At 74.4% G+C, this 24,651-nt stretch carries 21 protein-coding genes and 1 pseudogene; 9 read left to right on the top strand and 13 right to left on the bottom strand.

Features of this window, described 5'->3' with window-relative positions; all coding sequences use genetic code 11:
• Nucleotides 1-137: 137 nt before the first annotated feature.
• Nucleotides 138-818 (bottom strand): helix-turn-helix domain-containing protein, encoded by a 681-nt coding sequence (locus P3H78_RS10835; RefSeq protein ID WP_276108663.1) that lies wholly within the window; start codon nucleotides 816-818, stop codon nucleotides 138-140.
• A gap of 55 nt (nucleotides 819-873) precedes the next feature.
• Nucleotides 874-1,944 (bottom strand): zinc-dependent alcohol dehydrogenase family protein, encoded by a 1,071-nt coding sequence (locus tag P3H78_RS10830; RefSeq protein ID WP_276108662.1) that lies wholly within the window; start codon nucleotides 1,942-1,944, stop codon nucleotides 874-876.
• Between the two features lie 276 nt (nucleotides 1,945-2,220).
• Here P3H78_RS10830 and P3H78_RS10825 point away from each other — a divergent pair, with 276 nt between their 5' ends.
• From P3H78_RS10825 to P3H78_RS10795, 7 genes are all read left to right on the top strand, one after another.
• Entirely contained in the window at nucleotides 2,221-2,616 is a 396-nt protein-coding gene (locus P3H78_RS10825; RefSeq protein ID WP_276108661.1) for an STAS domain-containing protein, read from the top strand.
• Between the two features lie 96 nt (nucleotides 2,617-2,712).
• Nucleotides 2,713-3,339 carry an Rv1733c family protein gene (locus P3H78_RS10820; RefSeq protein WP_276108660.1) on the top strand — a complete coding sequence of 209 codons (627 nt, stop codon included), beginning with the start codon at nucleotides 2,713-2,715 and terminating at the stop codon, nucleotides 3,337-3,339.
• 279 nt (nucleotides 3,340-3,618) lie between these two features.
• A complete protein-coding gene (locus P3H78_RS10815) occupies nucleotides 3,619-4,956 on the top strand; it encodes a phosphoribosyltransferase family protein (RefSeq protein WP_276108659.1) in 1,338 nt (445 codons plus the stop codon).
• 138 nt (nucleotides 4,957-5,094) lie between these two features.
• On the top strand, nucleotides 5,095-6,234 hold the full coding sequence (locus tag P3H78_RS10810; RefSeq protein ID WP_276108658.1) for a site-2 protease family protein: 1,140 nt from the start codon (nucleotides 5,095-5,097) through the stop codon (nucleotides 6,232-6,234).
• Between the two features lie 136 nt (nucleotides 6,235-6,370).
• The gene (locus tag P3H78_RS10805) at nucleotides 6,371-7,099 is read left to right on the top strand and encodes a L,D-transpeptidase family protein (RefSeq protein WP_276108657.1); all 729 of its coding nucleotides are present in this window, start codon (nucleotides 6,371-6,373) and stop codon (nucleotides 7,097-7,099) included.
• 137 nt (nucleotides 7,100-7,236) lie between these two features.
• Nucleotides 7,237-7,662 carry an ATP-binding protein gene (locus P3H78_RS10800; RefSeq protein ID WP_276108656.1) on the top strand — a complete coding sequence of 142 codons (426 nt, stop codon included), beginning with the start codon at nucleotides 7,237-7,239 and terminating at the stop codon, nucleotides 7,660-7,662.
• Nucleotides 7,663-7,944: 282 nt separating this feature from the next.
• A complete protein-coding gene (locus P3H78_RS10795) occupies nucleotides 7,945-9,267 on the top strand; it encodes a lipase family protein (protein ID WP_276108655.1) in 1,323 nt (440 codons plus the stop codon).
• A gap of 100 nt (nucleotides 9,268-9,367) precedes the next feature.
• On the opposite strand, the gene P3H78_RS10790 is transcribed toward P3H78_RS10795, so the two are convergent.
• From P3H78_RS10790 to P3H78_RS10760, 7 genes and pseudogenes are all read right to left on the bottom strand, one after another.
• Complete coding sequence (locus tag P3H78_RS10790) at nucleotides 9,368-9,751, bottom strand: cytochrome C oxidase subunit I (RefSeq protein ID WP_276108654.1); 384 nt, start codon at nucleotides 9,749-9,751, stop codon at nucleotides 9,368-9,370.
• Nucleotides 9,748-11,421 carry an aa3-type cytochrome oxidase subunit I gene (gene ctaD / locus P3H78_RS10785; RefSeq protein ID WP_438827941.1) on the bottom strand — a complete coding sequence of 558 codons (1,674 nt, stop codon included), beginning with the start codon at nucleotides 11,419-11,421 and terminating at the stop codon, nucleotides 9,748-9,750. The genes P3H78_RS10790 and ctaD overlap by 4 nt, the downstream gene beginning before the upstream one ends.
• A 181-nt stretch (nucleotides 11,422-11,602) precedes the next feature.
• The gene (locus P3H78_RS10780) at nucleotides 11,603-12,589 is read right to left on the bottom strand and encodes a YihY/virulence factor BrkB family protein (RefSeq protein ID WP_276108653.1); all 987 of its coding nucleotides are present in this window, start codon (nucleotides 12,587-12,589) and stop codon (nucleotides 11,603-11,605) included.
• Nucleotides 12,590-12,708: 119 nt separating this feature from the next.
• Nucleotides 12,709-13,569 carry a SigB/SigF/SigG family RNA polymerase sigma factor gene (locus P3H78_RS10775; protein ID WP_276108652.1) on the bottom strand — a complete coding sequence of 287 codons (861 nt, stop codon included), beginning with the start codon at nucleotides 13,567-13,569 and terminating at the stop codon, nucleotides 12,709-12,711.
• A 154-nt stretch (nucleotides 13,570-13,723) separates the two neighbouring features.
• Nucleotides 13,724-14,761, bottom strand: a complete 1,038-nt coding sequence (locus tag P3H78_RS10770; RefSeq protein ID WP_276108651.1) for an Acg family FMN-binding oxidoreductase — start codon at nucleotides 14,759-14,761, stop codon at nucleotides 13,724-13,726.
• Nucleotides 14,762-15,058: 297 nt separating this feature from the next.
• The gene (locus tag P3H78_RS10765) at nucleotides 15,059-15,991 is read right to left on the bottom strand and encodes a YhjD/YihY/BrkB family envelope integrity protein (RefSeq protein WP_276108650.1); all 933 of its coding nucleotides are present in this window, start codon (nucleotides 15,989-15,991) and stop codon (nucleotides 15,059-15,061) included.
• A 238-nt stretch (nucleotides 15,992-16,229) separates the two neighbouring features.
• Nucleotides 16,230-16,886 (bottom strand): annotated as a pseudogene (locus tag P3H78_RS10760) (beta-glucanase).
• A gap of 373 nt (nucleotides 16,887-17,259) precedes the next feature.
• Here P3H78_RS10760 and mgrA point away from each other — a divergent pair.
• Complete coding sequence (gene mgrA, locus P3H78_RS10755; RefSeq protein ID WP_276108649.1) at nucleotides 17,260-18,303, top strand: L-glyceraldehyde 3-phosphate reductase; 1,044 nt, start codon at nucleotides 17,260-17,262, stop codon at nucleotides 18,301-18,303.
• Nucleotides 18,304-18,678: 375 nt separating this feature from the next.
• The gene (locus P3H78_RS10750; RefSeq protein ID WP_313884395.1) at nucleotides 18,679-19,395 is read left to right on the top strand and encodes a hypothetical protein; all 717 of its coding nucleotides are present in this window, start codon (nucleotides 18,679-18,681) and stop codon (nucleotides 19,393-19,395) included.
• Nucleotides 19,396-19,461: 66 nt separating this feature from the next.
• Here the strand turns inward: P3H78_RS10750 and P3H78_RS10745 are convergent, their stop codons facing one another.
• The 4 genes from P3H78_RS10745 to P3H78_RS10730 form a co-directional block, all read right to left on the bottom strand.
• Entirely contained in the window at nucleotides 19,462-20,418 is a 957-nt protein-coding gene (locus P3H78_RS10745) for a M28 family metallopeptidase (RefSeq protein ID WP_276108648.1), read from the bottom strand.
• Between the two features lie 686 nt (nucleotides 20,419-21,104).
• A complete protein-coding gene (locus tag P3H78_RS10740; RefSeq protein WP_276108647.1) occupies nucleotides 21,105-21,281 on the bottom strand; it encodes a hypothetical protein in 177 nt (58 codons plus the stop codon).
• A 139-nt stretch (nucleotides 21,282-21,420) separates the two neighbouring features.
• A complete protein-coding gene (locus P3H78_RS10735) occupies nucleotides 21,421-21,873 on the bottom strand; it encodes a flavodoxin family protein (RefSeq protein WP_276108646.1) in 453 nt (150 codons plus the stop codon).
• Between the two features lie 424 nt (nucleotides 21,874-22,297).
• The gene (locus P3H78_RS10730) at nucleotides 22,298-24,343 is read right to left on the bottom strand and encodes an NAD(+) synthase (RefSeq protein WP_276108645.1); all 2,046 of its coding nucleotides are present in this window, start codon (nucleotides 24,341-24,343) and stop codon (nucleotides 22,298-22,300) included.
• Nucleotides 24,344-24,651 lie beyond the last annotated feature (308 nt).

Here is a 24,651-nt window from a genome sequence, read left to right as displayed (position 1 = left end):
CGTGGGGCCTCCCTGGCCGGCTCGTCCCTCACCGGTGGTGGGCACGTGTGGCGGTGCCAGATGCCTCCATGCTCGGCGCGCAGGCCGCCGCGGAGGAGGGGCCGTGGGTCCCGGCGCAGCCGGAGAAGGACCCGGGGTCAAGCCGTGATCCGGCGCCCGGTGACGACGAGCGGGTCGATGCGCACCCACACGTCGCGCCGGCCCCCGGCCCAGGGCGGGCTGTACGCCCGATCCACGAGCCGGCGGACCTCGGCGGAGTCCGTGACGGCGTGCGCGTGTCCGCGCACCAGCACGCTCCAGCCGCGGCTGAAGGCGTCGTCGATCCGGTCGACCTCGAAGGCCACCCGGCAGCCCACGGCCTGGTAGGGGGTGGCGTCCGGGGCGGTGCGGAAGACGATCGCGCCGTCGACGACGCTGTAGTTGACGGGCACGACGACCGGCCCGGACACGGTCGGCACGGCCAGCCGTCCCACGCCGTGCCCGCCCAGCAGGGCCCGGCACTCGGCCGGGGCGAGCTCGGTGAGCACCGGTGCGGGGGCCGCCCGGCCCGGGCCGGGCGGCCGGTCGGCGGTGGCGCCGGTCAGGTGGGCGACCGTGGTGTCCAGGGCGGTGGCCAGCCGGTTGAGGGTGCCCGGGGCCGGTGCGGCGCCGGGGTGTTCCTCCAGGTACCGGAGGTAGCCGGGCGCGATGCCGGCCCGGTCGGCGGCCTGGGCGCGGGTCAGGCCGCGGTCCGTGCGCCGCCGGGCGAGGCGCCGGCCGAGGTCGCCGAGCGGCGTTTCCTCCGCCGGGTGTGCCGGGGGCAGTGCCTGGTCGGTCATGTCCGGCACCTCCTTGGGTCGGTTCCGTCGGGTCCGCGGGGGCCGCGGCCCGGTGTCAGTCCGGTTGCACGGCGACGACCTCCCGCAGGGGCCCTCCGAGCACGACCTTCAGGGCGCCGGTGTCGGCGGCGGCGCCGAAGACGTCGTACGCCTCCTGCATGCGGTCCAGCGGGAAGGTGTGGGTGACCAGCTCGGACGTGGGCAGGCGGCCGGCGGCCGCCATCCGCAGCAGGGTGGGCGTGGAGTGGGTGTCGACCAGGCCCGTGGTGATCGTCAGGTTCCTGATCCACAGGTCCTCCAGGTGGAGGGTCGCCGGGCGGCCATGGACGCCGATGTTGGCGACGTGCCCGCCGGCGCGCACCATGCGGGTGCACAGTTCGAAGGTCTCCGGCACGCCCACCGCCTCGATCACCACGTCCGCGCCGAGCCCCGTGGTGAGGTCGGCGATCAGCTGGTCGGGAGCCTCCCCGGCGTCGGCCACCGCGTCGGCGCCGAGACTCCGCGCGGCCTCCAGGCGGGCTGCGGCCACGTCCACGGCGACGATCCGCTCCGGCGCGAACAGCCGGGCGGTGGCGATCGCCGCGAGCCCGATGGGCCCGGCGCCGACCACGACGACCGTGTCGCCGGGCCGCACCCGGCCGTTGAGGACGCCGACCTCGTAGGCGGTCGGGAAGATGTCGGCCAGCAGGACCGCGTCCCGGTCGGGCACGGCGGCGGGCAGGGTGTGCACGGAGAGGTCGGCGTAGGGCACCCGGACGTACTCGGCCTGGGTGCCGTCGATCAGGTGGCCGAGGATCCAGCCCCCGCCGCCGAGGCACTGCCCGTACGCGGCCTCCCGGCAGTAGCGGCACCGTCCGCAGGCGGTGATGCAGGAGACCAGGACCCGGTCCCCGGGGCGTACGGTGCGGACGTCGCCGCCGACCTCGACGATCTCGCCGACGGCCTCGTGCCCGAGCACCGTGCCGGGCTGCACCTCGGGCACGTCGCCCTTGAGGATGTGCAGGTCGGTGCCGCAGATGGTGACGGCGTCGACCCGGACGATCGCGTCGGTGGGTTCCTTGATGCCGGGGTCGGGGACTTCCTCCCAGGCGGACTGTCCGGGGCCGTGGAAGACGTAGCCTTTCATGCCGCTCCTCACCCTCCTGAGTTCCGGCGGTGCTCCGGGGCGTGGCGGTCCGGTGCCGGTCCGCGCCGTGGCGGTCCGGTGCCCGGTCGGCCCCGCAGGTCCAGCTTGTCGGCCGTCCGGAGCGATCCGCATGGGCCGGTCGGCCCCGGGAGCGCCGCCGACCGGAGCGGGCCGTGCGCGCCCGGCGCGCGCCCCCGTGGTGTGCTGCGCGGCGCCGTCCAACTGGGGCCGACCGGCCCTACCGCCGGTGCCTTCGGTTCCGGTTTCCTCGGCATCATGTTCGAGAGCCCGACCCCCTCCCCCGCACGGCCGGTGGACCCGGCAGGCGCCACCGTCGTGACCCTGTGCGGAGCCGTCGACGTCGCCTCGGTGCCGGCGCTGCGCCTGCGTCTGGACACGCTCACCGCCGGGTGCCGGCCGGACCTGGTCCTGGACCTGCGGACGGTGCCCTTCATCGACTGCGCCGGGCTGGGCGTGCTGTGCAGGGTGCGGAACCGGGTCGAGGCACGGGACGGCCGGCTGCGGCTGCTCAGCCGGAGTGCGGGATTCCGGCGCATTCTGCGCCACACGGGTCTGGCCGGCACGTTCGAGGTGCTGCCGGAGCTGGCGGAGACCCCGGACCGGGTGCACGGGGAGGGTCAGCGGCCGGTGGCCCCCTCGATGGCCGGCTGAGCGCGCCGGTACGTCCGCCGGCGCCGTCGAGGAGCCGGTACGTCCGCCCACGGTGTCGAGGAGAGGGCCCGGGGCGGGACGAGGAGGTGACGACGGATGAACGTCGACGGGCCCACTGGTGGGCCGTGCGGACGCCGGCCGTGCACCGGCGGACGCCGCGCGGACCGGTGGCTGTGGCGGTGGCGGCGCAGCCCGCTGCGGCGCCGCGAGGACGTGATCGAGGCGTGGGTGCTGCTGGTGACGTGGGTGGTTCTGGTGGTGGGCGGTGCCGTCACCGGGCTGGTCACCGCGCACGCCGCCGGCCAGGAGTTCGCCCGGCAGCGCGCGGACCGGCACGCCGTCCGGGCCGTGCTGCTCGCCGACGTCCCGTCGGCTCCCTCGTCGGCGGGGACCGAGAGCTACCGCGCGTCCGCGCCGGTGCGCTGGACCGCCCCGGACGGCAGCACCCGCACCGGCCGCACCCTGGTGGCCACCGGCCTGCGCGCCGGGACGCCGCTCGCCCTGTGGCAGGACGGCCGCGGTGTCCTCGCCTCCGCGCCACCCGGCGGGGCGGAGGCCGTGTTCGAGGCCGCGCTGTTCGGCGCCGGGGCCGCACTGGGGCTGGCCGGCGTCGTCCACGCCGCGGGCGCGACCGCCCGCTGGCGCCTGGACCGCCGCCGCCTGAACGGCTGGGCCACGGAATGGGAACGCGTCGGTCCCCGCTGGGCCCGGAAGACCCGCTGACCCCGGACTCCACGACGACCGCCTCCGGCACCCGGTCCGCACGGGCCCCCCGGCCCCCGCCCACCGGCACCCGGCTCCCCGCTCCCACCTCCCGGGCAGGCGGTAGGCCCCCTTTCGGCCCGGAGGTCGACCCGCGCCCGGCGCCGCCCCCGCCCCGGAGAAGGCCGAACGGCCCCGGACCGGGGCCGCCCGCCCCTGCCGCGGCCCTGCCGCGCGGCGTAGCAATGGGGGGAGGCGGCCCGCCGCCGCGCCGCCGGTGCACGTACGAGGAGGTGGCGCATGCGCTTCGAGAACCGCGCGGACGCCGGACGTCGCTTGGCCCGGCGCCTGGAGTACCTGCGCGGCACGAGGGCCGTGGTCCTGGGCGTGCCGCGGGGCGGCGTCCCGGTGGCCTTCGAGCTGGCCCGCTGTCTGGATCTGCCCCTCGACGTGATCGCGGTGCGCAAGCTGCGCGTGCCGTGGCAGCCGGAGCTGGGCTTCGGGGCCGTCGGCGAGCACGGGGTCCTGACCGTGGACGAGGACGTGCTGCGCGAGAGCGGCCTGAGCGACGCCGAGCGGGAGTCGGTCGAGCAGGCGGAGCGGGCGGAGCTGGAGCGGCGCACCGTCCGGTGCCGTGCCGGTCTCGACCCGGTGCCCCTGGACGGGGCGACCGCCGTCGTGGTGGACGACGGGCTGGCGACGGGCGCGACGGTCGAGGCCGCCTGCCGGGTCGCCCGGGCCCGCGGCGCGGGTCACGTCGTGCTCGCGGTCCCGGTCGGGCCGGAGCGTGCCCTGCCGCGGCTGGACGCGGTCGCCGACGAGATCGTCTGCCTGCAGGCGCTGCGGCACGTCGGTTCGCTGGCCGCCTGGTACCGGGAGTTCCCGCGGGTCACCGACGAGCAGGTCGGGACGCTGCTGGCGGATGCCGACCGGTCGGCGGACGCGGACCGGCGGCCGTCCGTGGAGTCCGGGCCGGAGCCGGAGCGGGAGGTGGAGATCCCGGCCGGGGAGTCGGTCCGGCTGGCCGCGCGGCTGACGCTGCCCGCGGCGGCTCGGGCGGTGGTGGTGCTCGCCCGGGGCACCGGCGGCGGGCGGCAGGACCCGGGCGACGAGCACCTCGCGGCCGAGCTGCGGCGGTCCGGCTTCGGCACCCTGGTCCTCGATCTGCTCACCGAGGACGAGGCGGGCAACCGGCACAACGCGTTCGACATCCTGCTGCTGGCCCGCCGGCTGCGCGCGGCCGCCGACTGGCTGCGGAGTGAAACCGCCCTGCCGGTGGGCTACTTGGGCACGGGCACGGGTGCTGCGGCGGCGCTGGAGGCGGCCGCCGCGGACGACGGCGTGCGGGCCGTGGTCTGCCGTGCCGGCCGGCCCGACCTGGCCCGGCCCGCGGCGCTGGCCCGGGTCCGGGCGGCGACGCTGTTCGTCGTCGGCGGTCTCGACATCCGGCTGCTCAGCCTCAACCGCCTCGCCGCCGAGTGGATGCGGTGCGACCACCGGCTCACGGTCGTCCCCGGCGCCACCCACCACTTCGCCGAGCCGGGCGCGCTCGCGGCCGTCGCGGAGCTGGCCCGGGACTGGTTCGCCGGCCACCTGGTGGGCGCGTACGCGGCCGCGGGCCCGCTGAAGCCCGCCTGACCCGCGGCCGCCCGGCGGCGTCCGGGCCACGGTCCGGGCCGGGCGGCCCCCCGTCCGGAGCTGCCCGGCCCTGCCCGCGTGCCCGGCACCGCAGGACGATGGAGGCAGCACGAACGACGTCGTCGAGCGAGGCGCACGGTGAACGAGACACTGTCCTTGGGGCGCATCGCGGGTGTCCGGGTGGGACTGCACTGGAGTGTGCTGGTCATCGTCGTCCTGGTGGCCCTCATGCTCGCGCGCGGCCGCTTCCCCTACGCCCACCCCGGCCATTCCCTCCTGGCCTACTGGGCGCTGGCCCTGCTGACCGCGGTGGTCTTCATGGCGTCACTGCTGGCGCACGAGCTCGCGCACGCGGTCGTCGCCCGCCGCAACGGCGTCCAGGTCGAGGGGATCACCCTGTGGATGCTCGGCGGGGCGGCCCGGCTGCGTTCCGAGGCGCCCACCCCGGCGGCGGAGCTGCGAATCGCCGGTGTGGGGCCGCTGACCAGCGCGGTCGCGGGAGGGCTCTTCACCGGGCTCGCGCTCGCGCTGCGGGCGGTGCACGCCTCCGGGCTCGTGGTGGAGGCGGTGGCGTGGCTGGCCGCGATCAACTTCGTGCTGGCGGTGTTCAACGCGCTGCCCGCGGCCCCGCTGGACGGCGGGCGGCTGCTGCGCGCCTTCCTGTGGCACCGCACGGGCGACCGGCTGCGGGCGACGCGCGGGGCGACGGCGGCCGGGCGGGGGCTGGGCTGGTTCATGGTGGTGACGGGCTGCGGGGCGGTGCTGTTCGCCGGCAGCCTGTCGGGGCTGTGGGCCGCGCTGATCGGCTGGTTCCTGATCGCCACGGCGACCGCGGAGGCCCGCCAGGCGCAGCTGCGCAGCGTACTGGACGACGTGACCGTGGGCCGGGTCATGACGGCCGACCCGGTCGCGGTGCCGTCGGCGACGACGGTGGAGCAGTTCCTCGCCGAGGTGCCCTTCGGACGGTACCGCCACTCCGCGTTCCCGGTGCTGGCCCCGGACGGCACGGTCGCCGGGCTGATCACCGTGCGCCTCGTCGACAAGGCGCCCCCGCAGGGCCGTGCGGCCACGACGGTCGGCGATCTCATGCGCCCACTGCCCCAGGTGCCCACGGCGGCGCCGGGCGACCCGGTGGTGGACCTGCTGCCGCGGCTGGAGTCGAGCCGTGACCGGCGGGCTCTGGTCCTGGACGGCGGACACCTGGTGGGGATCGTGTCGGCCGCCGACGTCAGCCGCGCCCTGAGCTGGCTCACCACGGCCTCCGGCACCCGTTCCTGACACCGTCCCGGCCGCGCCCCCGCACATCCGCCGGTACCCGGCGGGGAGTTGAGTGAGCTGTCTCACACCGGCCGGTCGGTGCAGGGGGTGCGACCCCCGGCCGGTTTCCGGGGACCCGGGTGCGACGATGGGGCGCATGCGGATAGGTGGAGCGAAGCGGGCAGGGGCCGTGGTGGCGGCCTGTGGTGCGTTGGCGATGTCCCTGACGGCGTGCGGTGGTTCGGGACGCGGCCATGCGGCGCCCGGCGGGCAGGGGGGCTCCGCCCCGTCGGGGTCCGCCGATCCGCGACGGGTGCCGGGCGTCGGGGACCGCATGTGGCGGCGCGTCCCGGCGGACGCGCGCCAGATCGTCGCCGTGTACGGGACGGACCGCAACTCGCCCGAGTCGACCGTCGTCCTGTTCACCAGGCACGGCCGGATCTGGGAGCGCACGGCGTCCTGGGCGGCGCACAACGGCCGGCACGGCTGGACCACCGAGCACCGCGAGGGCGACCAGCGCAGCCCGGTCGGGGTGTTCACCCTCAGCGACGCGGGCGGGGTGCTCGCCGACCCGGGGGCCAAGCTGCCGTACACCCGCTCCGCGTCCTTCCAGGCCCCGCACTACTGGGTCAAGTCCTCCTGGCACGACTTCGACTACGTCATCGCGATCGACTACAACCGCGTCAAGGGCACCCCGCCCAACAACCCCGTCCGGCCGCAGGGGCAGGCCAGGGGCGGGAACATATGGCTGCACATGGACCACGGCAGCGGCACGTCGGCCTGTGTGAGCCTGCCCGAGTCGGCGATGCGCCGACTGCTGCGCACCCTCTCCCCCGCCCAGCACCCCGTGGTGGTCATGGGCGACCGTGCGGAACTGCGGGCCTGACGCGGGCGGACAGGGCGGCCCGGCCCCGGCCTTCCCCTTTCCCGCGCCGTCCCGGCTGCGTCGTCCCGTCAGGGGAGGGTAGAAGCGACTGTGCCGGACGGACCGGAAGAACGAGAGAGACGAGGGAGGGGACGGCCGTGGACCGATCATCGCTGCGCGCGGTGGGCTGGGCGCGCTCGCTGCCGATGGACCGCGAGGTGAAGGCTGCCCGGGACTGGGCCCGCGACCACCTGGACTCGCTGGGCTGGACCAGCACGGCGCCGGAGACGGTGGACTCCGTGCTGCTGACGGTCTCGGAGCTGGTCACCAACGCGCACACCCATGCCCACAGCTCCGCCCAGCTGGTGCTCATCTGGGACAACCGCTGCCTGCACATAGCGGTCCACGACTCCTCCAGCGAGCTGCCCGCGCCGCGCACTCCGAGCGCCGACCGCCTCGGCGGGCGGGGGATGCTCCTCGTCGACGCCCTGGCGGACGAGTGGGAGACGCGTTCCTGCCCGCACGGCAAGACCGTCACCGCCTGCTTCCGCCCGCCCGCCGAGGTGACGACGACGGCGCGGTGACGGCAGGGGCGGCGCGGCAGCGGGCGCCCCACGGACCGGACGCGGTTCACTCCATGATCAGCCGGGCGGACGCTCCGTCACATTACTGAAACGTAACCTCCCTGCGGCTACCAGCGGTAACACCTGGTGGGTACGGTCTCGTCACCCACTCCCCCACGGTGTGCGGGGCCCGGCGGGACGGCCGGGCACGCCGCACACCGCCGGTTCCGCCTGCCCGGCCACCGAGCCATCGCGGCGCGCGGACCGCTCTCTCCTGCCGGCCGCATCTCAGGAGGTTCCCCCATGCCCGCGCGCAGGCTTCTGCTGTCCGCGACACTCGCCGCCGCCTGTCTCACCACCACGGCCCTCCCGGCCACCGCCTCCCCCGGACCGCAGGGCGTGGTCTCACGGGGCGTCACCATTCCCCCGTTCTACGACCCGCCCCGGACACTGCCCTCCGCCGACGGCGCCCTGGTCCGCAGCGAACCGCTGCCGCTCGCCCTCTCCCTGCCCACGCTGCCCGGCCCGCTGCCGGGCCGCGCCACCCGGCTGATGTACCGGTCCACGGACTCGAACGGCCGCCCGGTCGCTGTCACCGGCGCCTACATCGAGCCGACGGCCCGATGGCGGGGCGGCGGTCCGCGGCCCCTCGTCGTCGTCGCGCCCGGCACCATGGGCCAGGGCGACCAGTGCGCCGCCTCCATGGGCCTGGAGCACCCGCTGCTGCTCAACGGCCGTACCACGTCGGTCGGTTACGAGGACCTGTCGGTGTACCGGCTGCTGGCCCGGGGCACCGCGGTCGTGGTGACGGACTACGTCGGACTCGGGGCGACGGACCGGCTGCACACCTACGTCAACCGCGTCGACGAGGCGCACGCCGTGCTCGACGCGGCCCGCGCCGCCCGCGCCGTGCCCGGAGCGTCGGTGACCCGTACCTCGCGCGTCGGCCTGTACGGGTACAGCCAGGGCGGCGGCGCCACCGCGGCGGCCGCCGAACTGCAGCGGTCCTACGCTCCCGACGTGCCCCTGGCCGGCACCTACGCGGGCGCGCCGCCGGCCGACCTGACCGCGGTCACCGCCGCCATCGACGGCAGCGAACTGGCGGGCGCACTCGGCTGGGCGCTCAACGGCTTCCTCCAGTCCGACCCGGAGGTCCGCCCGATCGCGCAGGCCCACCTGAACGCGGCGGGGAAGGCGGCGCTGGCCGACCTGTCCACCATGTGCGTGGGCGACGCGCTGCAGCACTACGACCACGCCCGGAGCACCCGGTGGACCACCGACGGACGGTCGCTCGGCGACATCGTCCGCGCCACGCCCGCCCTGCGGAAGCTGCTCGACGAGCAGCGGATCGGCTCCCGGAAGCCGGCCGGGCCGGTCCGGTTGGCCACCGGGGTGAGCGACGACCTCGTGCCCCACGCGCAGGCCCGGCAGCTGGCCGTCGACTGGTGCCGCAAGGGGGCGGCCGTCACCTACCGGCCCGTCGTCCTGCCGCCGCTGGGCAGTGCCCTGGTCAACCACTTCGGGCCGCTGCTCGCCGATCAGGGCGCGGCCGTCGCCTGGCTGACCGACCGGCTCTCCGGCAGGCCGGCCGCCTCCACCTGTGCGGCCCTGCCCGCACAGCCCTGACCGACCGCCCCACGCCCGCGCGGCCCTTCGTGCGCCGCACCCCCGTGTCCCGGTCCGGACACGGGGGTGCGCTGCGCAGACGGCGGGCGGTGCCCGGCGGTCACAGCCGGGCGGAGACCAGGGCGGCCCCGACCGTGGCCACACCCGCCAGGGACACGCCTGCGATCAGCAACGCGACACAGCGGACCCGCAGATGGCGGTAGCGGTCCTCGTACTCACCGCGCAGGGACCGGCTGCGGTCGGCCACCCGCTGCAGGTCGGCCCGCGCCCGGATCAGGCACTCGCGGACGTAGTGCCGCTCGACCTCCTCCCGCTGGGCGCCGGTCAGCCAGTGCAGCGGCTCGGTGAAGGCGCGGGCCCGCCGCTCCGCCTCCGCCACCCGGGCCTGCCACAGCAGGTACCCCTCCACCTGGCCGACCGTCCGGTGCGCGGCCTCCTCGACTCCTTCGGGGGCCGGGTCCCCGCGGTGCGCGGCGCCGGTCATGCGGACAGGTTCTCCCGCTTGTCCGTGAGCGAGATCTCGGGGTGGTGCAGGTCGAACGCGGGGGACTCGCTGCGGATGACCGGCATGGTGACGAAGTTGTGCCGCGGCGGCGGGCAGGAGGTCGCCCACTCCAGCGAGCGGCCGTAGCCCCACGGGTCGTCGCTCCGGACCTTCTCGCCGTAGTGGGCCGTCTTCCAGACGTTGTAGAGGAACGGCAGGATCGACAGGCCGAGCAGGAAGGAGCCGATGGTGGAGACGGTGTTGAGCGTGGTGAAGCCGTCGGCCGCGAGGTAGTCGGCGTAGCGGCGGGGCATGCCCTCCGCGCCCAGCCAGTGCTGGACCAGGAAGGTCGTGTGGAAGCCCACGAAGAGCGTCCAGAAGGTGATCTTGCCCAGGCGCTCGTCGAGCATCTTGCCGGTGAACTTGGGCCACCAGAAGTGGAAGCCGGAGAACATCGCGAAGACGACCGTGCCGAAGACCACGTAGTGGAAGTGCGCCACCACGAAGTACGAGTCGGAGACGTGGAAGTCCATCGGCGGGGAGGCCAGGATGACGCCGGTCAGGCCGCCGAAGAGGAAGGTGACCAGGAAGCCGGCCGCCCACAGCATGGGCGTCTCGAAGGAGAGGCTTCCTTTCCACATGGTGCCGATCCAGTTGAAGAACTTCACCCCGGTCGGGACCGCGATCAGGAAGGTCATGAAGGAGAAGAACGGCAGCAGCACACCGCCGGTGACGTACATGTGGTGCGCCCACACCGTCACCGACAGGCCCGCGATCGCGATGGTGGCGCCGACCAGGCCCATGTAGCCGAAGATCGGCTTGCGGGAGAAGACCGGGATCACCTCGGTGACGATGCCGAAGAACGGCAGCGCGATGATGTACACCTCGGGATGGCCGAAGAACCAGAACAGGTGCTGCCACAGCAGTGCCCCGCCGTTGGCCGGGTCGAAGACGTGGGCGCCGAACTTGCGGTCCGCCTCCAGCGCCAGCAGCGCGGCCGCCAGCACCGGGAAGGCCAGCAGCACCAGGACGCTGGTGAGCAGCACGTTCCACACGAAGATCGGCATGCGGAACATGGTCATGCCGGGGCAGCGCATGCAGATGATCGTGGTGATGAAGTTGACGGAGCCGAGGATGGTGCCGAAGCCGCTCAGCGCCAGGCCCATGATCCACAGGTCGCCGCCGACGCCGGGCGTGTGGACGGCGTCCGACAGCGGGCTGTAGGCGAACCAGCCGAAGTCGGCCGCGCCCTCCGGGGTGAGGAAGCCGCTCACCGCGATCGACGAGCCGAGCAGGTACAGCCAGTAGGCCAGCATGTTCAGCCGCGGGAACGCCACGTCCGGGGCGCCGATCTGCAGCGGCATGATCCAGTTGGTGAAACCGGCGAACAGCGGGGTGGCGAACATCAGCAGCATGATCGTGCCGTGCATGGTGAACGCCTGGTTGAACTGCTCGCTCGAGACGATCTGCAGGCCCGGACGGGCCAGTTCGGCGCGCATCACCAGGGCCATCACGCCGCCGATGAGGAAGAAGGCGAACGACGTGACCAGATAGAGCGAGCCGATCGTCTTGTGGTCGGTGGTGGTCATCCAGTTGACCACCAGGGCGCCGGGCCGCAGCGGGCGGCGTGCCCCGACGGGTTCCTGCGCGATGTCCTGAACGTCTGTCATGCGGCCCGCCACACGCTTTCCTCGGAGGATGGGGTCCCTGGAGATCCGTGCGCTCGCGCACGACCCGGCTCCATCCTCGCGTCACCGGCCGCGCGGAGGTCCGCGGCCGTCACCGACACGGACCAACCGCGCAGCGAAAACACCCGAGCGGCCTACACCGGCGGTGCGTCGAACGGGCGCGTCAGGTGGCGCGGCGGGCCGCCGCGCGGCTCAGCTCGGCGGTGAACTGGGCGCCGGTGAGCAGTGCCAGGTTGGACAGCCACAGCCAGATGAGGAACACCACCACGCCGGCCAGGGAGCCGTAGAGCCGGCTGTAGGCGCCGAGGGCGGAGGCGTACAGGGCGAACCCGGCGGACACCCCGAGCCACAGCGCGGCGGCCAGCACCCCGCCGGGCAGGCTGTGGCGGCGCCGGCGCGCCTGCCGGGGGCCGGTGTGGAAGACGACCACGACCAGGACGAACGCGAGGAACATCAGCAGCGGCCACCGCAGCAGGCTCCACGCCCAGGCGACGGTGCCGTCCAGGCCCAGGAGGCGGCCGAGGGCCTCGGCGACGGAGCCGGTGAGCAGCAGCACCAGGGCACTGACGACGAGCAGTCCGAGCAGGACCAGTGCGGTGAGCACGATGCGGTGCGCCGTGCGCCACGGCGATCGGTGGTCCTCCACCCGGTGCATACGGTGCAGGGCCCGCCGGAAGACGGCCAGGTAGCTGGAGGCCGACCACAGGGCACTGCCGGATCCGGTGACCAGGAGGGTCCAGGTCGCGGAGTCGGCGCGCAGCATCCGGGCCAGCACGGCGTGGAGTTCGGCGCCCGACTGCGCGGGGGCGTATGTCGTGACCTGGGCGATGAACCGTTCGGCGGTGCCGGGGCTGATCAGCCCGAAGGCGACGACGGTGGCGAGCAGCGCGGGGAGCACGGCAAGGATGGCGTAGTAGGTGAGGGCGGCCGCGTAGTCGGACACGTCGTCGTTCCACAGGGACACCGGGGTGCTGCGCAGCGCGGGCCACCAGGCGGCGGGGGGCCTCGGCCACCAGTGCCCCGGACGGCGCGCGCCCCCGGCCCGTGCGGGGCGTCCGGCGGTTCCGGCGGCGGGGCGGGTCCGCCGGGCGTGGGAGCGGTGGTGCCGCGGGCGCGGCCCGGGCGCTGCCGCCGGGGGCTGCGTGGTCATGGTGAGCCGGGTCCTTAACTCCGCGGGGCGCGGGGGCGCCGCGGGGGACGCGCACGAGGTCGGGGGCCGCCCCGTCCCTGGGGCGGCCCCCGACCTCGTGCGGGTGGCGGGAGGGCCGGTCAGGAAGTGCTGAGCATGCCTTCGCGCAGACGGGCCAGCAGCCGCGACAGCAGCCGGGAGACGTGCATCTGGGACACTCCGAGGCGCTCGCCGATCTCCGCCTGGGTGCGCTCCTCCACGAAGCGCATGTGGATGATCTGCCGGTCGCGCTCCTCCAGCTGGGCGATCAGCGGGGCCAGCGCGTGGAAGTCCTCCACCAGCTCCAGCGCGCCGTCCTGGGTGCCGATGAAGTCGGCCAGGACGGTCTCGCCGTCCTCGCTGCCGCCGATCGCGGCGTCCAGGGAGGCGGAGTTGTAGCCGTTCGAGGCGAGCCGCGCCTCGATGACCTCCTCCTCGGACAGGCTCATCAGCTGCGAGAGCTCCTTCACCGTCGGCGTACGGCCGAGGCGGCTGCTGAGTTCCTCGGTGGCGCGGGCCAGCTGGACACGGGCCTCCTGGAGGCGGCGGGGCACGTGCACGGCCCACGAGGTGTCCCGGAAGAAACGCTTGATCTCGCCCACGACGTACGGGATGGCGAAGGAGGTGAACTCGACCTCGCGGGTCAGCTCGAAGCGGTCGATGGCCTTGATGAGGCCGATCGTGCCGACCTGGACGATGTCCTCCATCTCGCCCGGACCCCGGCTGCGGAAGCGCGCGGCGGCGAAGCGGACCAGGGACATGTTCATCTCGATCAGCGTGTTGCGCGCGTACTGGTGCTCGGGCGTGCCCTCCTCCAGCACCGCCAGCTGGTCGAAGAACAGCCGGCTCAGCTCCCGCGCGTCCTTCGGGGCGACCTTGGAGGGGTCCTCCACCTCCGGCAGCCGAATCGTGCCCGGATTCACCGTGGTCGCTGCCGCCGCTGCCGCCGTCGTCATCATCATGCCCTCCCCAGCTTGCCGTTTTCCGTGCCTGACCACGGTGAAGCTGCGCGTACCCCCGTGGATGGAATACACACCTTCGGGTGAGGGAATTTCCGCCCGGAACGTTGGAGGTGAGGAGGCTTCAGCGGTATGGGGCTCCCGAGCCGTCCGCGACTCACCCGAAGGTGAGCACCTCGTCCACGGGGCGCCGGGGTGTCGCGGTGCCCGGCGGGCCGTACCCGAGGCGGAGCACCATCTGCACCGGTCCCTCGCCCGTGACGGGATCGCGGACCAGCCGGCGCAGTTCCACGCTCTCCAGCGCGTGCGAGGTGAGCGAGGTGGACAGGCCGGACAGGGTCGCCCGCAGCAGGACGTGTTCGAGGGCCTGGCCCGCGCCGAGCCAGTCGGCGGGCCGGTCCCCGTGGGTGCTGAGCAGAGCCAGGTGCGGCTGCCGTTCGAAGGCGGTGGAGCCCTGGCCGGCGACGGGGCGGCGGCCGGCGAAGTCGCGCCAGGGCGCCCGGCCGTCGGACTTGCGCGGCCCGAAGGCGTAGTCGGGTACGCCGTCGACGGCGGTGTCGGCCTCGGCGCCGAGCCGGGTCCAGCGCTCCAGTTCCTCGCGGCCGGCGGCGTCCCGGAGGTCGCGGGCCTCGGCGTCCCGCACCAGGTCCAGGAGGAAGTCGCCGTGCCAGGGATGGGTGAAGGAGAGGAGCGCCCCCTCCCGTGCGGCGGCCGCGCACAGGGCGTCCCGCACCGGCTCGGGGATCTCCTGGTCGGTGAAGGGGTGCCGGCTGGTGTGCCGGAGCCGGACCGCGGGGTGCAGGGCCGCCAGCTCGGCGTCCGGGGCCGGGCCCGGTGCCTCGGCTCCGGGGGTGCCCGGTCCGGGAGCCGGTCCGGGGGCGGCCGCCGCGAGGTGCATCTCGGCGAGCAGGACAGGGTCGCCCGGGTCGGGCAGCAGCCGGACCGCGGGGGCGAGGCCCGCGTGCGCGGCGGCCACCCTGAGGTTGAACAGCGCCGCCCCGCAGCCGATGGTCAGCGACCGGTCGTGCGGATCGGTGCGCGGCATGGCCCGCTCCAGGTCGGCACGCAGCTCCAGGACACCGTCGCCGGTCCGGTGGCGGAAGGTCCAGGGCTGCGCGTTGTGCATGGACGGGGCCAGGACCGCGTCGGCGACCAGCGCGGCCACCGCCGGGGCGTCGACGTCTCGCGCCGTCATGGGACCGCCTCCTCACACGCACCGGCCGACGACGAAAATCGGCCATGTCCTAGCAGTACCCGAAGGCGGGCCCCGCCACAGCTCGGGGGCCGCGCCGACCTTCTCCTCCGGGGCGTGTCCGCACGGTGTCGCCCTAAGGGCTGTCCCGCAATCCCCGGCGGGCGCACGACGACAGCTACGGCACCTCGCCGCGTTGTCGGGTCGCCCGAATACGCCCAGTATGAGGACGACCCTCCGCCTTGCGATGCACCGCATCTGACGCCGCGCGCTGATCCACCGCGGATTACGGGACAGCCCTCAGCCTGAGCCGTTTCCGTCCCGGCCGTCCTCGTCACCGTCCCGGGTGTGGCGCTGGGAGAGCTGGCGGCGGGCGGAACGCCACCGGGACCGCGTGTGCTCCACGACGCCGTGCCACTCGCGGCGCACCTCGTCCTCGGAGGGGCGGAGCCCTTGGCGGATGCGGGACAGCTCGTCGCGCACCTCGCGCCCGGCGGCCGCGGAACCGACGACGATGAGCATGATGCCGAAGAGGGCCGAGATCATCGCGAAGACGGCGCCGACCGCGCCGTAGCGGGCGGTGTACGAGTTGAACAAGCGCGGCAGGTACACGCTGGCGCCCACCGAGTACAGGGCGGTCAGGGCGGCGGCGATGATCCCGAACGGGAGCAGCTCGCGCCAGGTGATCCGCTTCGCGGACAGGATCCAGCCGCTGTACACGAGGAAGGCGGCGGTCACCGGCGCCTCGTACAGGGAGGCGCCGATACCGAAGTGGCCCGAGCCGAGCAGCGCGTAGAGCCAGCCGGTGATCGTCAGGTAGCCCGCGAGGCCGAGGATCCACCACAGGCCGTTGCGGGTGTTGCGCACACTGAGCGGCTTGAGGTCCCAGGTCTGCTCGAAGAGCCTCTGGGTGGCCCGGGCGAAGCTGAGCGAGGAGATCACCAGGAACACCGCGCCGAAGGAGCCGACGCCCGCGGTGGAGTCCCCCGCCGGGGCGAAGAGGTAGCGGACCGCGTCCGCGCCGGACTGGGTGAGGCCGTAGCGGCTGATGATGCGCTCCGCGGCGTCGGTTCCGCCGAGGCCGCGCAGCACCGCGCTGCTGAGGATCGCGACCGAGACGAACGCGGTGAGTGCGCCGGACGCCAGGGCCATGGAGCGGTCGAAGCCCACGAGCCGCTGGAACCGGCTGATCACGCGCAGCGCGAACGCGGGACGCAGCCAGAACGTCAGCACTCTGATGAGGCGCTCGCGGTCGATCCCCGCCGTCCTGACCTCCGGGCACGTCGAAACCTGTGGGGCACCGCGAGGCTAGCGGACCGCGGCGCCCGCGGCCTGGACGACACGGGCACGGCGGGTCGGCGTCACGCCCCGCGCACGTCCGGGGCCGGGCACGTCCCGGGGTGGCGGGTGTCGTCGGCGCCGTGGAGCGCGGCGGACCGCTGGAAGCAGAAGCGGCCGGTACGACGGACCGTCATGTCGTTGGCGGGCGGCGCACGGTGAGATGGGAGACCTCGTACGACATGCGGGGGACGCCCGGCTGTGGGGCCGGGTGGTGCCGCCCGGCGCACACGAGAGGTTGACGATGAGGTGGGCGTGCCAACCGGTGCCCACACCGCGGTGGTCCGCGAAGATCTCCCGCCCGTCGAGCGTCCGGACGACACTGCGGGCGCCGAAGGCGACGCGAGGTCGATCCAGGCGCCGGGGCGGACCGCCGGGTCGCGGTGGTAAAGGTGGGCGCCGCGCACGTGGTTGGTGAGTTCCGGCAGGTCCGGGTTTTCCGGGTGGTACTCGAACACGTCGATCTCCTGGCCGCCGTCGCGCCGGGTCCAGACGGCCAGCCGGGCGCCGAGGGCGGCAGGCAGCCGCACGCGGGTGGTGAGGACGTCCCCGGCCCGGACCATGAAGCCCTCCTCGCTGCTCTCGGTGGTGAGCAGGCCGGTGTCCCGCAGGCCGTCGGCGCGCCGGGTGGCGAGGACGTGCCGGTGCGGCTGCGGTCCGGGGCCGCGACGAGGAGGTCCAGTTTGCCGTCGCCCGGGTTCACCGGACCGCCGCCCGGGTACGCCCGGGAGCGCCCGGCGACCCACTGCCGGGGGGAGGAGAAGTCGGCCTCGAGCACGGCGTCGGTCACGGCGGGCACCTCCACGGCGGATCCGGTTGCGCGCCGGGGTTCTCCCCGGTGCGGACGCGGTCGAGCCCTGCACGCACGTGACGGAGGTGGCTGCGGACGGGTGCTGCCGGTGTTCCGATCCGAGCGGAACGCCACGCATCGTGACCGTTTTCCGGTGTTCCGTGGCTCCGTGTCATCGCCACGGGCGGTCGGGACCCGGCGGGGCCGACGGGGCGGGTCCGTCCGGCCGCACCCCGGGATTCAGAAGCGGTGCCGCTGAATCCGATGCGGAGGAACGGTTGGACTTCAGGATCACGCCGGAGCACTGTGGGGAGACACCCCTTCGCACCCGACGGGGGCACCCGCTCACTGCACCACCCGGAGACCACCCGAAATGAACCACGTCGCGGACCCCGAGCGCTACCAGGGCAGCATGCGCTACCGGCGCACCGGACGCTCCGGACTGGACCTGCCTGTCCTGTCCCTGGGCTACTGGCACAACTTCGGCGACGACCGGCCCTTCGAGACGCAGCGCGAGATCGCCCTGCGCGCCTTCGACCTCGGGATCACCCACCACGACCTGGCCAACAACTACGGCCCGCCCTACGGCTCCGCCGAGATCAACTTCGGGCGGCTGATGCGGCAGGACCTCGCGCCGTACCGCGACGAGATGGTGATCTCCACCAAGGCCGGCTGGGACATGTGGCCGGGTCCCTACGGCCAGGGCGGCGGCTCGCGCAAGTACCTCCTCGCCTCGCTCGACCAGTCCCTGCAGCGCATGGGCCTGGACTACGTGGACGTCTTCTACTCCCACCGCCTCGACGCGACGACGCCGCTCGAGGAGACGATGGGCGCGCTCGACACCGCCGTGCGCCAGGGCAAGGCCTTGTACGTGGGCATCTCCTCCTACGACGCCGAGCGCAGCCGCGAGGCCGCCGCCATCCTCCGGGACCTCGGCACGCCGCTGCTGATCCACCAGCCGTCGTACAGCATGGTGAACCGGTGGATCGAGACCGAGGGCCTGCTGGACGTGGCGCAGGAGGAGGGCTTCGGCGTCATCGGCTTCACCGCTCTCGCCCAGGGGCTGCTGACCGGCCGCTACCTCGACGGCGTCCCCGGCGACTCCCGCGCCGCGCAGGGCACCTCCTTCGACACCTCGTGGCTGTCGGACGACATGCTCCGCCGGCTGCGCGCCCTCAACGACCTCGCGGCCCGCCGCGGTCAGACCCTGGCCCAGATGGCGCTCGCCTGGGCGCTGCGGGACGAGCGGGTCACCTCGCTGGTCATCGGCGCCTCGCGGGTGGAGCAGCTGGAGCAGAACGTCGCCGCGCTCGACAACCTCGACTTCAGCAGCGAGGAGCTGGCCGAGATCGACAAGTACGCCACCGACGGCGGCGTCGACCTGTGGCGGGACGCCCGCACCGGCAGCCTGGGCTGACCCTCCGGTTCCTCTCCGTACGCCCGCCCCCGGGACGCCCGTGGGCGGGCGTCGGCGTCTCCCGGGTCCTGGGGGCGCCCGGACCCGCACCCGGACCCGCGCCGGGCCCGACGGCCGGATCGCGCCGGGGCCGGGAGCGGGACCTCACCCGTACCGAGGGCAGGATGCGTGCCGGGTCCGGGGGGCGGTGCGTGGCCGGGCCCGGGGGCCGCCTCGCTCCGGCCTGACAGCCCGGAGCGGCCTGCGACCTGGATCCTGGTCCGGCGCGCGGCTTCCGGCCGGTTCGGGTCCGGCGGCAGCGGCGGTTCGGTCACGGCGGCGGCGAGTACCGGCCGAAAACACACCGCGCGGGCGCGCCGCCCCGCGGCCGGGGGTATGCCTCCCTCCACATGCCCGCACGCGCAGGGCGAGGGGGAGCCGACCCTGGTTGCTGGGACGGTACGGGGAAGGGGTCGACGCGAGCCGCGGCGGGAGCGCCGGCGGCGCGTCGTCGGTCTGCTGCGCGCCCAGGGCCGCTACGGCCCCGAGTTCCGTGAGGTCCTTCCGGCGCTCGCCGGATGCGCGCTGGTCTTCTGCCTGGCGGTCGCGGGCACCGCGACCGCCTGGCGCTCGCTGGGACCGGGTGTGCCGCTGGTGGGACTGGGCTGCCTGGTCCTCGGCATCGCGGCCGCCGTACGGCGCCGGCGCCCGCTCGCCCGGCGGCGGCACGGCTACTACACGGCCGAGGAGCTGTCCGGCCTCGACACGCCGGGGCTGGCCCTGGCGGTCGCGCGGATGCTGCGCCGGGACGGCTGGCGGGTGCTGCCGGCGCCGGAGGAGCCGGTCCGGCCCCGGGTGCGGGCGCGCCGCGGCCGGGACCTGCCGCTGGAGGTGGTGTTCCGTCCCGTGGCCGAGCCGCTGCCGGACGAGGACGCGCCCGGCGGCACCGGGGGCACCGGCCGGGCGCTGCATCTGGTGGTGCACCGGGGCGCCTTCAGTCCCCGGGACGTGCAGTGGGCCCGGCGGGACGGCGGCACCCGCCTCCTCGACGGCGCGCTCCTGCACCGGTGGGCCCTCGGGACGCCCCTGCACCGCCTGGTCGACCTGTCCTGAGCCGGCCGTCCCCGGGCCGGCCCCCGACCGGGCCGGCCCGGTCGGGGGCCGGCGCTGCGGCGCCGGTCAGGACGACAGGGTCCAGACGGCGTACGCGACGGCGTCGGAGTCGTGGTCCAGCGCGGTGTCGTCGATGTTGGCCGACGTGTCGCACGCCTGGTGGTAGCAGCGGTCGAACGCCCGGCCGGATGTGCCGCCCCACTTCGTCGCCTGAGCCGCGGTCTTGATGTAGTCGGCGCCGCTGAACAGGCCGCCCACGGGTATGCCCGCGTTCTTGAAGGGCGCATGGTCGGAGCGGCCGTCGCCCTCGGTCTCCGGTTCGGTCGCGATGCCGAGCCCGGTGAAGTAGTCCTGGAAGGTCTTCTCCAGGGCGGGGTCGTCGTCGTAGACGAAGTAACCCGGGTTGGGCGAGCCGATCATGTCGAAGTTGAGGTAGGCGGTGATCTTCGAACGGTCCGCCGCGGACAAGCCGTTGACATAGGTGCGCGAACCGACCATGCCGAGTTCCTCCGCGCCCCACCAGGCGAACCTGAGGTGCTTGGCCGGGTGGTAGCCCGTCCGGGAGACGGCGAGCGCGGTCTCCAGCGTCGCCGCCGATCCGGATCCGTCGTCGTTGATGCCCGGACCCGCGGAGACGCTGTCCAAGTGGGCGCCGGTCATGACCACATGGCCGGTGTCGCCGCCCGGCCAGTCCGCCACCAGGTTGTACCCGGTGCGGCCGGACGAGGTGAACTGCTGGACGCTGGTGGCGAATCCGGCCGCGTCCAGCTTGCTCTTGACGTAGTCGAGCGAAGCCTTGTTGCCGCTGCGGCCGTGGGCGCGGTTGCCGCCGTTGGCGGTGGCTATGGACTGCAACCGGGCCAGGTGGGCCTTCACGTTGGCCACGGGTATGTCGGGTGCGGCGGCCGCGGCACGCGGGGTGGCGGGCGCCGGCGCGGCCCAGGCCACGGTCCCGCCGGTGAGCAGTGCGGCGGCGGCGACGGTGAGGGCGGTGGGCAGGCGTCCGGGTACGGAGAGAGTCATGCGGGGGCTCCGTGTGTCGTGGGGGGAGGTGGACGCGCCCGCGCGCTCCGGAGTGGCTCCACGGATCCATGCTGGCATGTCCACGTTCAGTGGGGGTGTCTGGATCGTGGAACGCGCCCGATGCCGCGTCAAGAGCGAAAGCCGGACACCGGTGTCCGCCTGGCGGATTCCGTACGATGCAGGCAGCGCGCGGTGCCCGTGGGTGACCGGAACCCTGCCCGAGGGAAGCCCGGGGGGTGCCCGACGGAGATCCGGCGCCGGGAGAAGCGCGCGGCCGGCGGCTCGGTGGATCGTCTGCTCTCCCTGCAGCGCAGGCTGCGCACCGGAGAGGTGCCCACGGATCCGGAGGAGCGCGGGGCGGTGGCCGACGTGGTCGAGCAGCGGCCGCACCGGACCCGGCACCGGGTGGCCGCACTGGTCGTCACGGCAGCGGTCTGCTTCTCCGCCACGGTGTCGATCGCCCTGACCATGGGAATACGGCAGACGGCCGGGACGGCCCTGTTCGCGGTGGCGTTCCTGGTGCTGGCGGGCTGGAGCGGCAGCCTCCAGAACCGCCGGCGCGGGCCATGCGGGCGGCCCTCGACGGCACGGAGACGGGCCACCGGGCTCCCTGACCGTGCCGCACGGGCGAACGGCGGTGTGCGGGGGCCCGGTCCGGCCTCCGCACACCGCCGTCCTCCGTCACCTCACCGTCTGCGGCCGCGCACCGCCCAGCCGCTGCCGATGCCCGCGACGTGAAGGGCCAGCAGGGCCAGTCCGAGCAGCATGACGTTGGTCGAGCTGAAGGTGCTGTTGGTCGAGAGGTCGGCGGCGTTGATGAGGAAGGCGATGAAGAACAGGACCGCAGAGGCGATGGCCAGCACGATGGCGTCCTTTCCGGGGGCTGAGTGGGCTCGTGTCGTGCCCTGCGGATGCCCCCGACTCGCCTCCTCATACGGGGAGACGGCGCCTCGCGGCACGCGGCACCCGGCACCCGGCACCCGGCACCCGGCAGGGACGGTGTCAGTCGGTCAGGCCCGCGGCCAGCACGGCGCCGAGCTCCCAGCACGCCTCGATGTCGGCCCGGCCGGGCTCCCCGGTCACCCGGACCGTCTCCGCCGCCCGGCGCCAGCCGAGCCCGGTGGTGATCGAGTCGAGGGCCCGGACGGCCCCGGTGACGTCGTTCCCGCCGTGCACGAAGGCCCCGAAGGACCTTCCCCGGGTCTCGTCCAGGCACGGGTAGTAGATCTGGTCGAAGAAATGCTTCAGCGCCCCCGCCATGTAGCCGAGGTTCGCCGGGGTGCCCAGCAGATAGGCGTCGGCGGCGAGGACGTCGGCCGCGGTCGCGGACAGCGCCGCCCTCCGCTCGACCTGCACGCCCTCGATCTCGGGACTCGTGGCCCCCGAGACCACCGCCTCGAACATGGCCTGGCAGTGCGGCGAGGGAGTGTGATGCACGATCAGCAAGGTAGGCACATCACGCACCTTGCCCGCCCCGCCCCACCGAGGGCAAACGGTGGGCTCGCCGGCCGGCGCCGAGGCTGATCCGGATGCCCCGGCGCTGCCGGCCTCTTCCTCCGGCCCGCCGCACGTCGCGACGCCGCCTCCGAGCCGCGTACGGCCCGTCGCGCCTCGAACAAGGGCGGCCACGGACAGGCCTTCAGGCGGCAGTTCATCGAGCGGTCAGCCGTCTCGGCATGGCCGGTGCGAGGGCGGACCGGGAAGCCCAGGCGGGTTGCAGGCGTCGCGCCCGGCCGCGCGCCGGACCACCGGGAACCGCGGTCCCGCCTTCAGATGCCTCGGCACGGCAAGGGCGCCGGGTCGGTCGGGGTGTGACTGCGACCCGGTCTCCGGAGGGAGCCCATGCTCGCTCCGGAGACCGGGCCGAACGCGCCGACGGCTACCGGCCCGCCTCGGGGACGTCGATGCGGGCGAGGTCGCGGAGCCAGGAGTCCGCCGTGCCGTCGGAAGGAGCGCGCCAGTCGCCGCGCGGGGACAGGGAGCCGCCGGCCGACACCTTCGGCCCGTTCGGCATGGCCGAGCGCTTGAACTGCGCGAAGGCGAAGAAGCGGCGGCAGAACACCTCCAGCCAGCGGAGGATCTCCGGCAGGTCGTACGCCACCCGGTCGGCCTCGGGGAAGTGGGGCGGCCAGGCGCCGGCGTCCGGGTCGTGCCAGGCGTGCCACGCCAGGAAGGCGATCTTCGACGGGCGGAACCCGTGGCGCAGCACGTGGTGGAGAGTGAAGTCGTGCAGCGCGTACGGGCCGATCTTGGACTCGGTGGACTGCAGCTCCTCCCCCGGCACCAGTTCGGGACTGATCTCCGTGTCGAGGACCGCCGTGAGCGTCCGGCCGGTCTCCTCGTCGAACTGGCCGCTGCGCACCACCCAGCGGATCAGGTGCTGGATGAGGGTCTTCGGCACCCCGGAGTTGACGTTGTAGTGGCTCATCTGATCGCCCACGCCGTACGTGCACCAGCCCAGCGCCAGCTCCGACAGGTCGCCGGTGCCGAGCACGATGCCGCCGCGCTGGTTGGCGAGCCGGAACAGGAAGTCGGTGCGCAGGCCCGCCTGCACGTTCTCGAAGGTGACGTCGTACACCGGCTCGCCGGCGGCGAACGGGTGGTCCATCTCCCGCAGCATCAGGCGGGCGGTCGGCGTGATGTCCAGCTCGGCCGCGGTGACTCCGAGGGCGCGCATCAGCCGGTGCGCGTTGTCCTTGGTGTGCTCGCCGGTGGCGAAGCCGGGCAGCGTGAAGGCGAGGATGTCGCTGCGGGGGCGGCCCGCGCGGTCCATCGCCCGCGCGGCGACGATCAGCGCATGCGTGGAGTCGAGGCCGCCCGAGACCCCGATGACCACCTTGGGGCCGCCGATCGACGCCAGCCGCTGCTGGAGGCCGGCGACCTGGATGTTGTACGCCTCGTAGCAGTCCAGGGCCAGGCGGTCGGGGTCGGCGGGTACGAACGGGAAGCGCTCGACGCGGCGCCGCAGCCCGAGGTCCGCCGTCGGCGGGTCGAGCCGGAAGGGGACCTCCCGGAATTCGCCGGTGCGTGCGGCGTGCGCCCGGCGGTTGTCGTCGAACGTGCCCGTGCGCGCGCGTTCCTGGCGCAGCAGGTCCAGGTCGACGTCGGCGACCGCGTACCCGTCCTCGCGCGGGAAGCGCTCGGTCTCCGCCAGCAGCGCGCCGTTCTCGTAGATCATGGTCTGCCCGTCCCAGGACAGGTCGGTGGTCGACTCGCCCAGTCCGGCCGCCGCGTAGACGTACGCGGCGAGGCAGCGCGCGGACGCCGAGCGGCACAGCAGCCGCCGGTCCTCGGCGCGGCCGACGGTGATCGGGCTGCCCGAGAGGTTGGCGAGGACGGTGGCGCCGGCCAGGGCCGCCTCCGCGCTCGGGGGCACCGGCACCCACATGTCCTCGCAGATCTCCGCGTGGAGCACCAGGCCGGGCACGTCCTCCGCCGCGAACAGCAGGTCCGGGCCGAACGGGACCGCCGCGCCGGCCACCCGGATCGTCCCGCCGCGCTCGTCGTCGCCCGCGGCGATCTGGCGCCGCTCGTAGAACTCCCGGTAGTTCGGCACGTACGACTTGGGCGAGATCCCGAGGATCCGGCCGCGGTGCACGACGACCGCGCAGTTGTAGATCCGGTGGCGGTGGCGCAGCGGGGCGCCGACGACGAGCACCGGCAGCAGGTCCGCCGTGCCGGCCACCACCGTCTCCAGACCCGCCTCCACCTGGTCGAGCAGCGCGTCCTGCAGCAGCAGGTCCTCGATCGAGTAGCCGGTCAGGCACAGTTCGGGGAAGACGGCGACGGCGACGCCGTCCTGCGCGCACCGGCGCGCCTGCCGCAGGACCGCTTCGGCGTTGGCCTGGGGGTCGGCGATGACGGTGTGGCTGTTGCACGCGGCGACGCGCGCGAAGCCGTGCTGATAGATGGACCAGAAGTTCAACGGGACGTCCCCGGGGCAGATGGACACGGTTCGCCCGTCCCGGTGCGGCGCGCGCCGGGCGCGGGACGGAGCGAAGCTCCTTCACCGAGAAGCCTAGATCCCCTCGTCACGGTCCTGCGTACGAGGTTCCGGCGACGGGGCCCGGCACCCGGGCCCGCGGGCCCGTGGGTCACCGGGCGGCCGGGTCCCCCCTCCCCGGCGCGGAAGGCTCGGCGCACTCGGCACGTTCGGCGGGATGCGGCAGGGCGCGGCACCCTCGGCGGGCGCGGTGGAGTGCGGTGCCGGCACTCCACCGGACGGGGGACGGG

The sequence above is a fragment of the Streptomyces tropicalis genome (assembly GCF_029269835.1).
GTDB lineage: Bacteria > Actinomycetota > Actinomycetes > Streptomycetales > Streptomycetaceae > Streptomyces > Streptomyces tropicalis.
The sequence above is the reverse complement of the archived record's forward strand: the minus strand, read 5'-3'. Positions and strand labels throughout refer to the sequence as shown.

Excerpts from the sequence above, each read along its gene's own strand:
- P3H78_RS10835 (WP_276108663.1), bottom strand. The coding sequence starts at position 818 with ATGACCGACCAGGCACTGCCCCCGGCACACCCGGCGGAGGAAACGCCG.
- P3H78_RS10830 (WP_276108662.1), bottom strand. The coding sequence starts at position 1,944 with ATGAAAGGCTACGTCTTCCACGGCCCCGGACAGTCCGCCTGGGAGGAA.
- P3H78_RS10825 (WP_276108661.1), top strand. The coding sequence starts at position 2,221 with ATGTTCGAGAGCCCGACCCCCTCCCCCGCACGGCCGGTGGACCCGGCA.
- P3H78_RS10820 (WP_276108660.1), top strand. The coding sequence starts at position 2,713 with ATGAACGTCGACGGGCCCACTGGTGGGCCGTGCGGACGCCGGCCGTGC.
- P3H78_RS10815 (WP_276108659.1), top strand. The coding sequence starts at position 3,619 with ATGCGCTTCGAGAACCGCGCGGACGCCGGACGTCGCTTGGCCCGGCGC.
- P3H78_RS10805 (WP_276108657.1), top strand. The coding sequence starts at position 6,371 with ATGCGGATAGGTGGAGCGAAGCGGGCAGGGGCCGTGGTGGCGGCCTGT.
- P3H78_RS10795 (WP_276108655.1), top strand. The coding sequence starts at position 7,945 with ATGCCCGCGCGCAGGCTTCTGCTGTCCGCGACACTCGCCGCCGCCTGT.
- P3H78_RS10790 (WP_276108654.1), bottom strand. The coding sequence starts at position 9,751 with ATGACCGGCGCCGCGCACCGCGGGGACCCGGCCCCCGAAGGAGTCGAG.
- ctaD (WP_438827941.1), bottom strand. The coding sequence starts at position 11,421 with ATGACAGACGTTCAGGACATCGCGCAGGAACCCGTCGGGGCACGCCGC.
- P3H78_RS10780 (WP_276108653.1), bottom strand. The coding sequence starts at position 12,589 with ATGACCACGCAGCCCCCGGCGGCAGCGCCCGGGCCGCGCCCGCGGCAC.
- P3H78_RS10775 (WP_276108652.1), bottom strand. The coding sequence starts at position 13,569 with ATGATGATGACGACGGCGGCAGCGGCGGCAGCGACCACGGTGAATCCG.
- P3H78_RS10770 (WP_276108651.1), bottom strand. The coding sequence starts at position 14,761 with ATGACGGCGCGAGACGTCGACGCCCCGGCGGTGGCCGCGCTGGTCGCC.
- mgrA (WP_276108649.1), top strand. The coding sequence starts at position 17,260 with ATGAACCACGTCGCGGACCCCGAGCGCTACCAGGGCAGCATGCGCTAC.
- P3H78_RS10750 (WP_313884395.1), top strand. The coding sequence starts at position 18,679 with ATGCCTCCCTCCACATGCCCGCACGCGCAGGGCGAGGGGGAGCCGACC.
- P3H78_RS10745 (WP_276108648.1), bottom strand. The coding sequence starts at position 20,418 with ATGACTCTCTCCGTACCCGGACGCCTGCCCACCGCCCTCACCGTCGCC.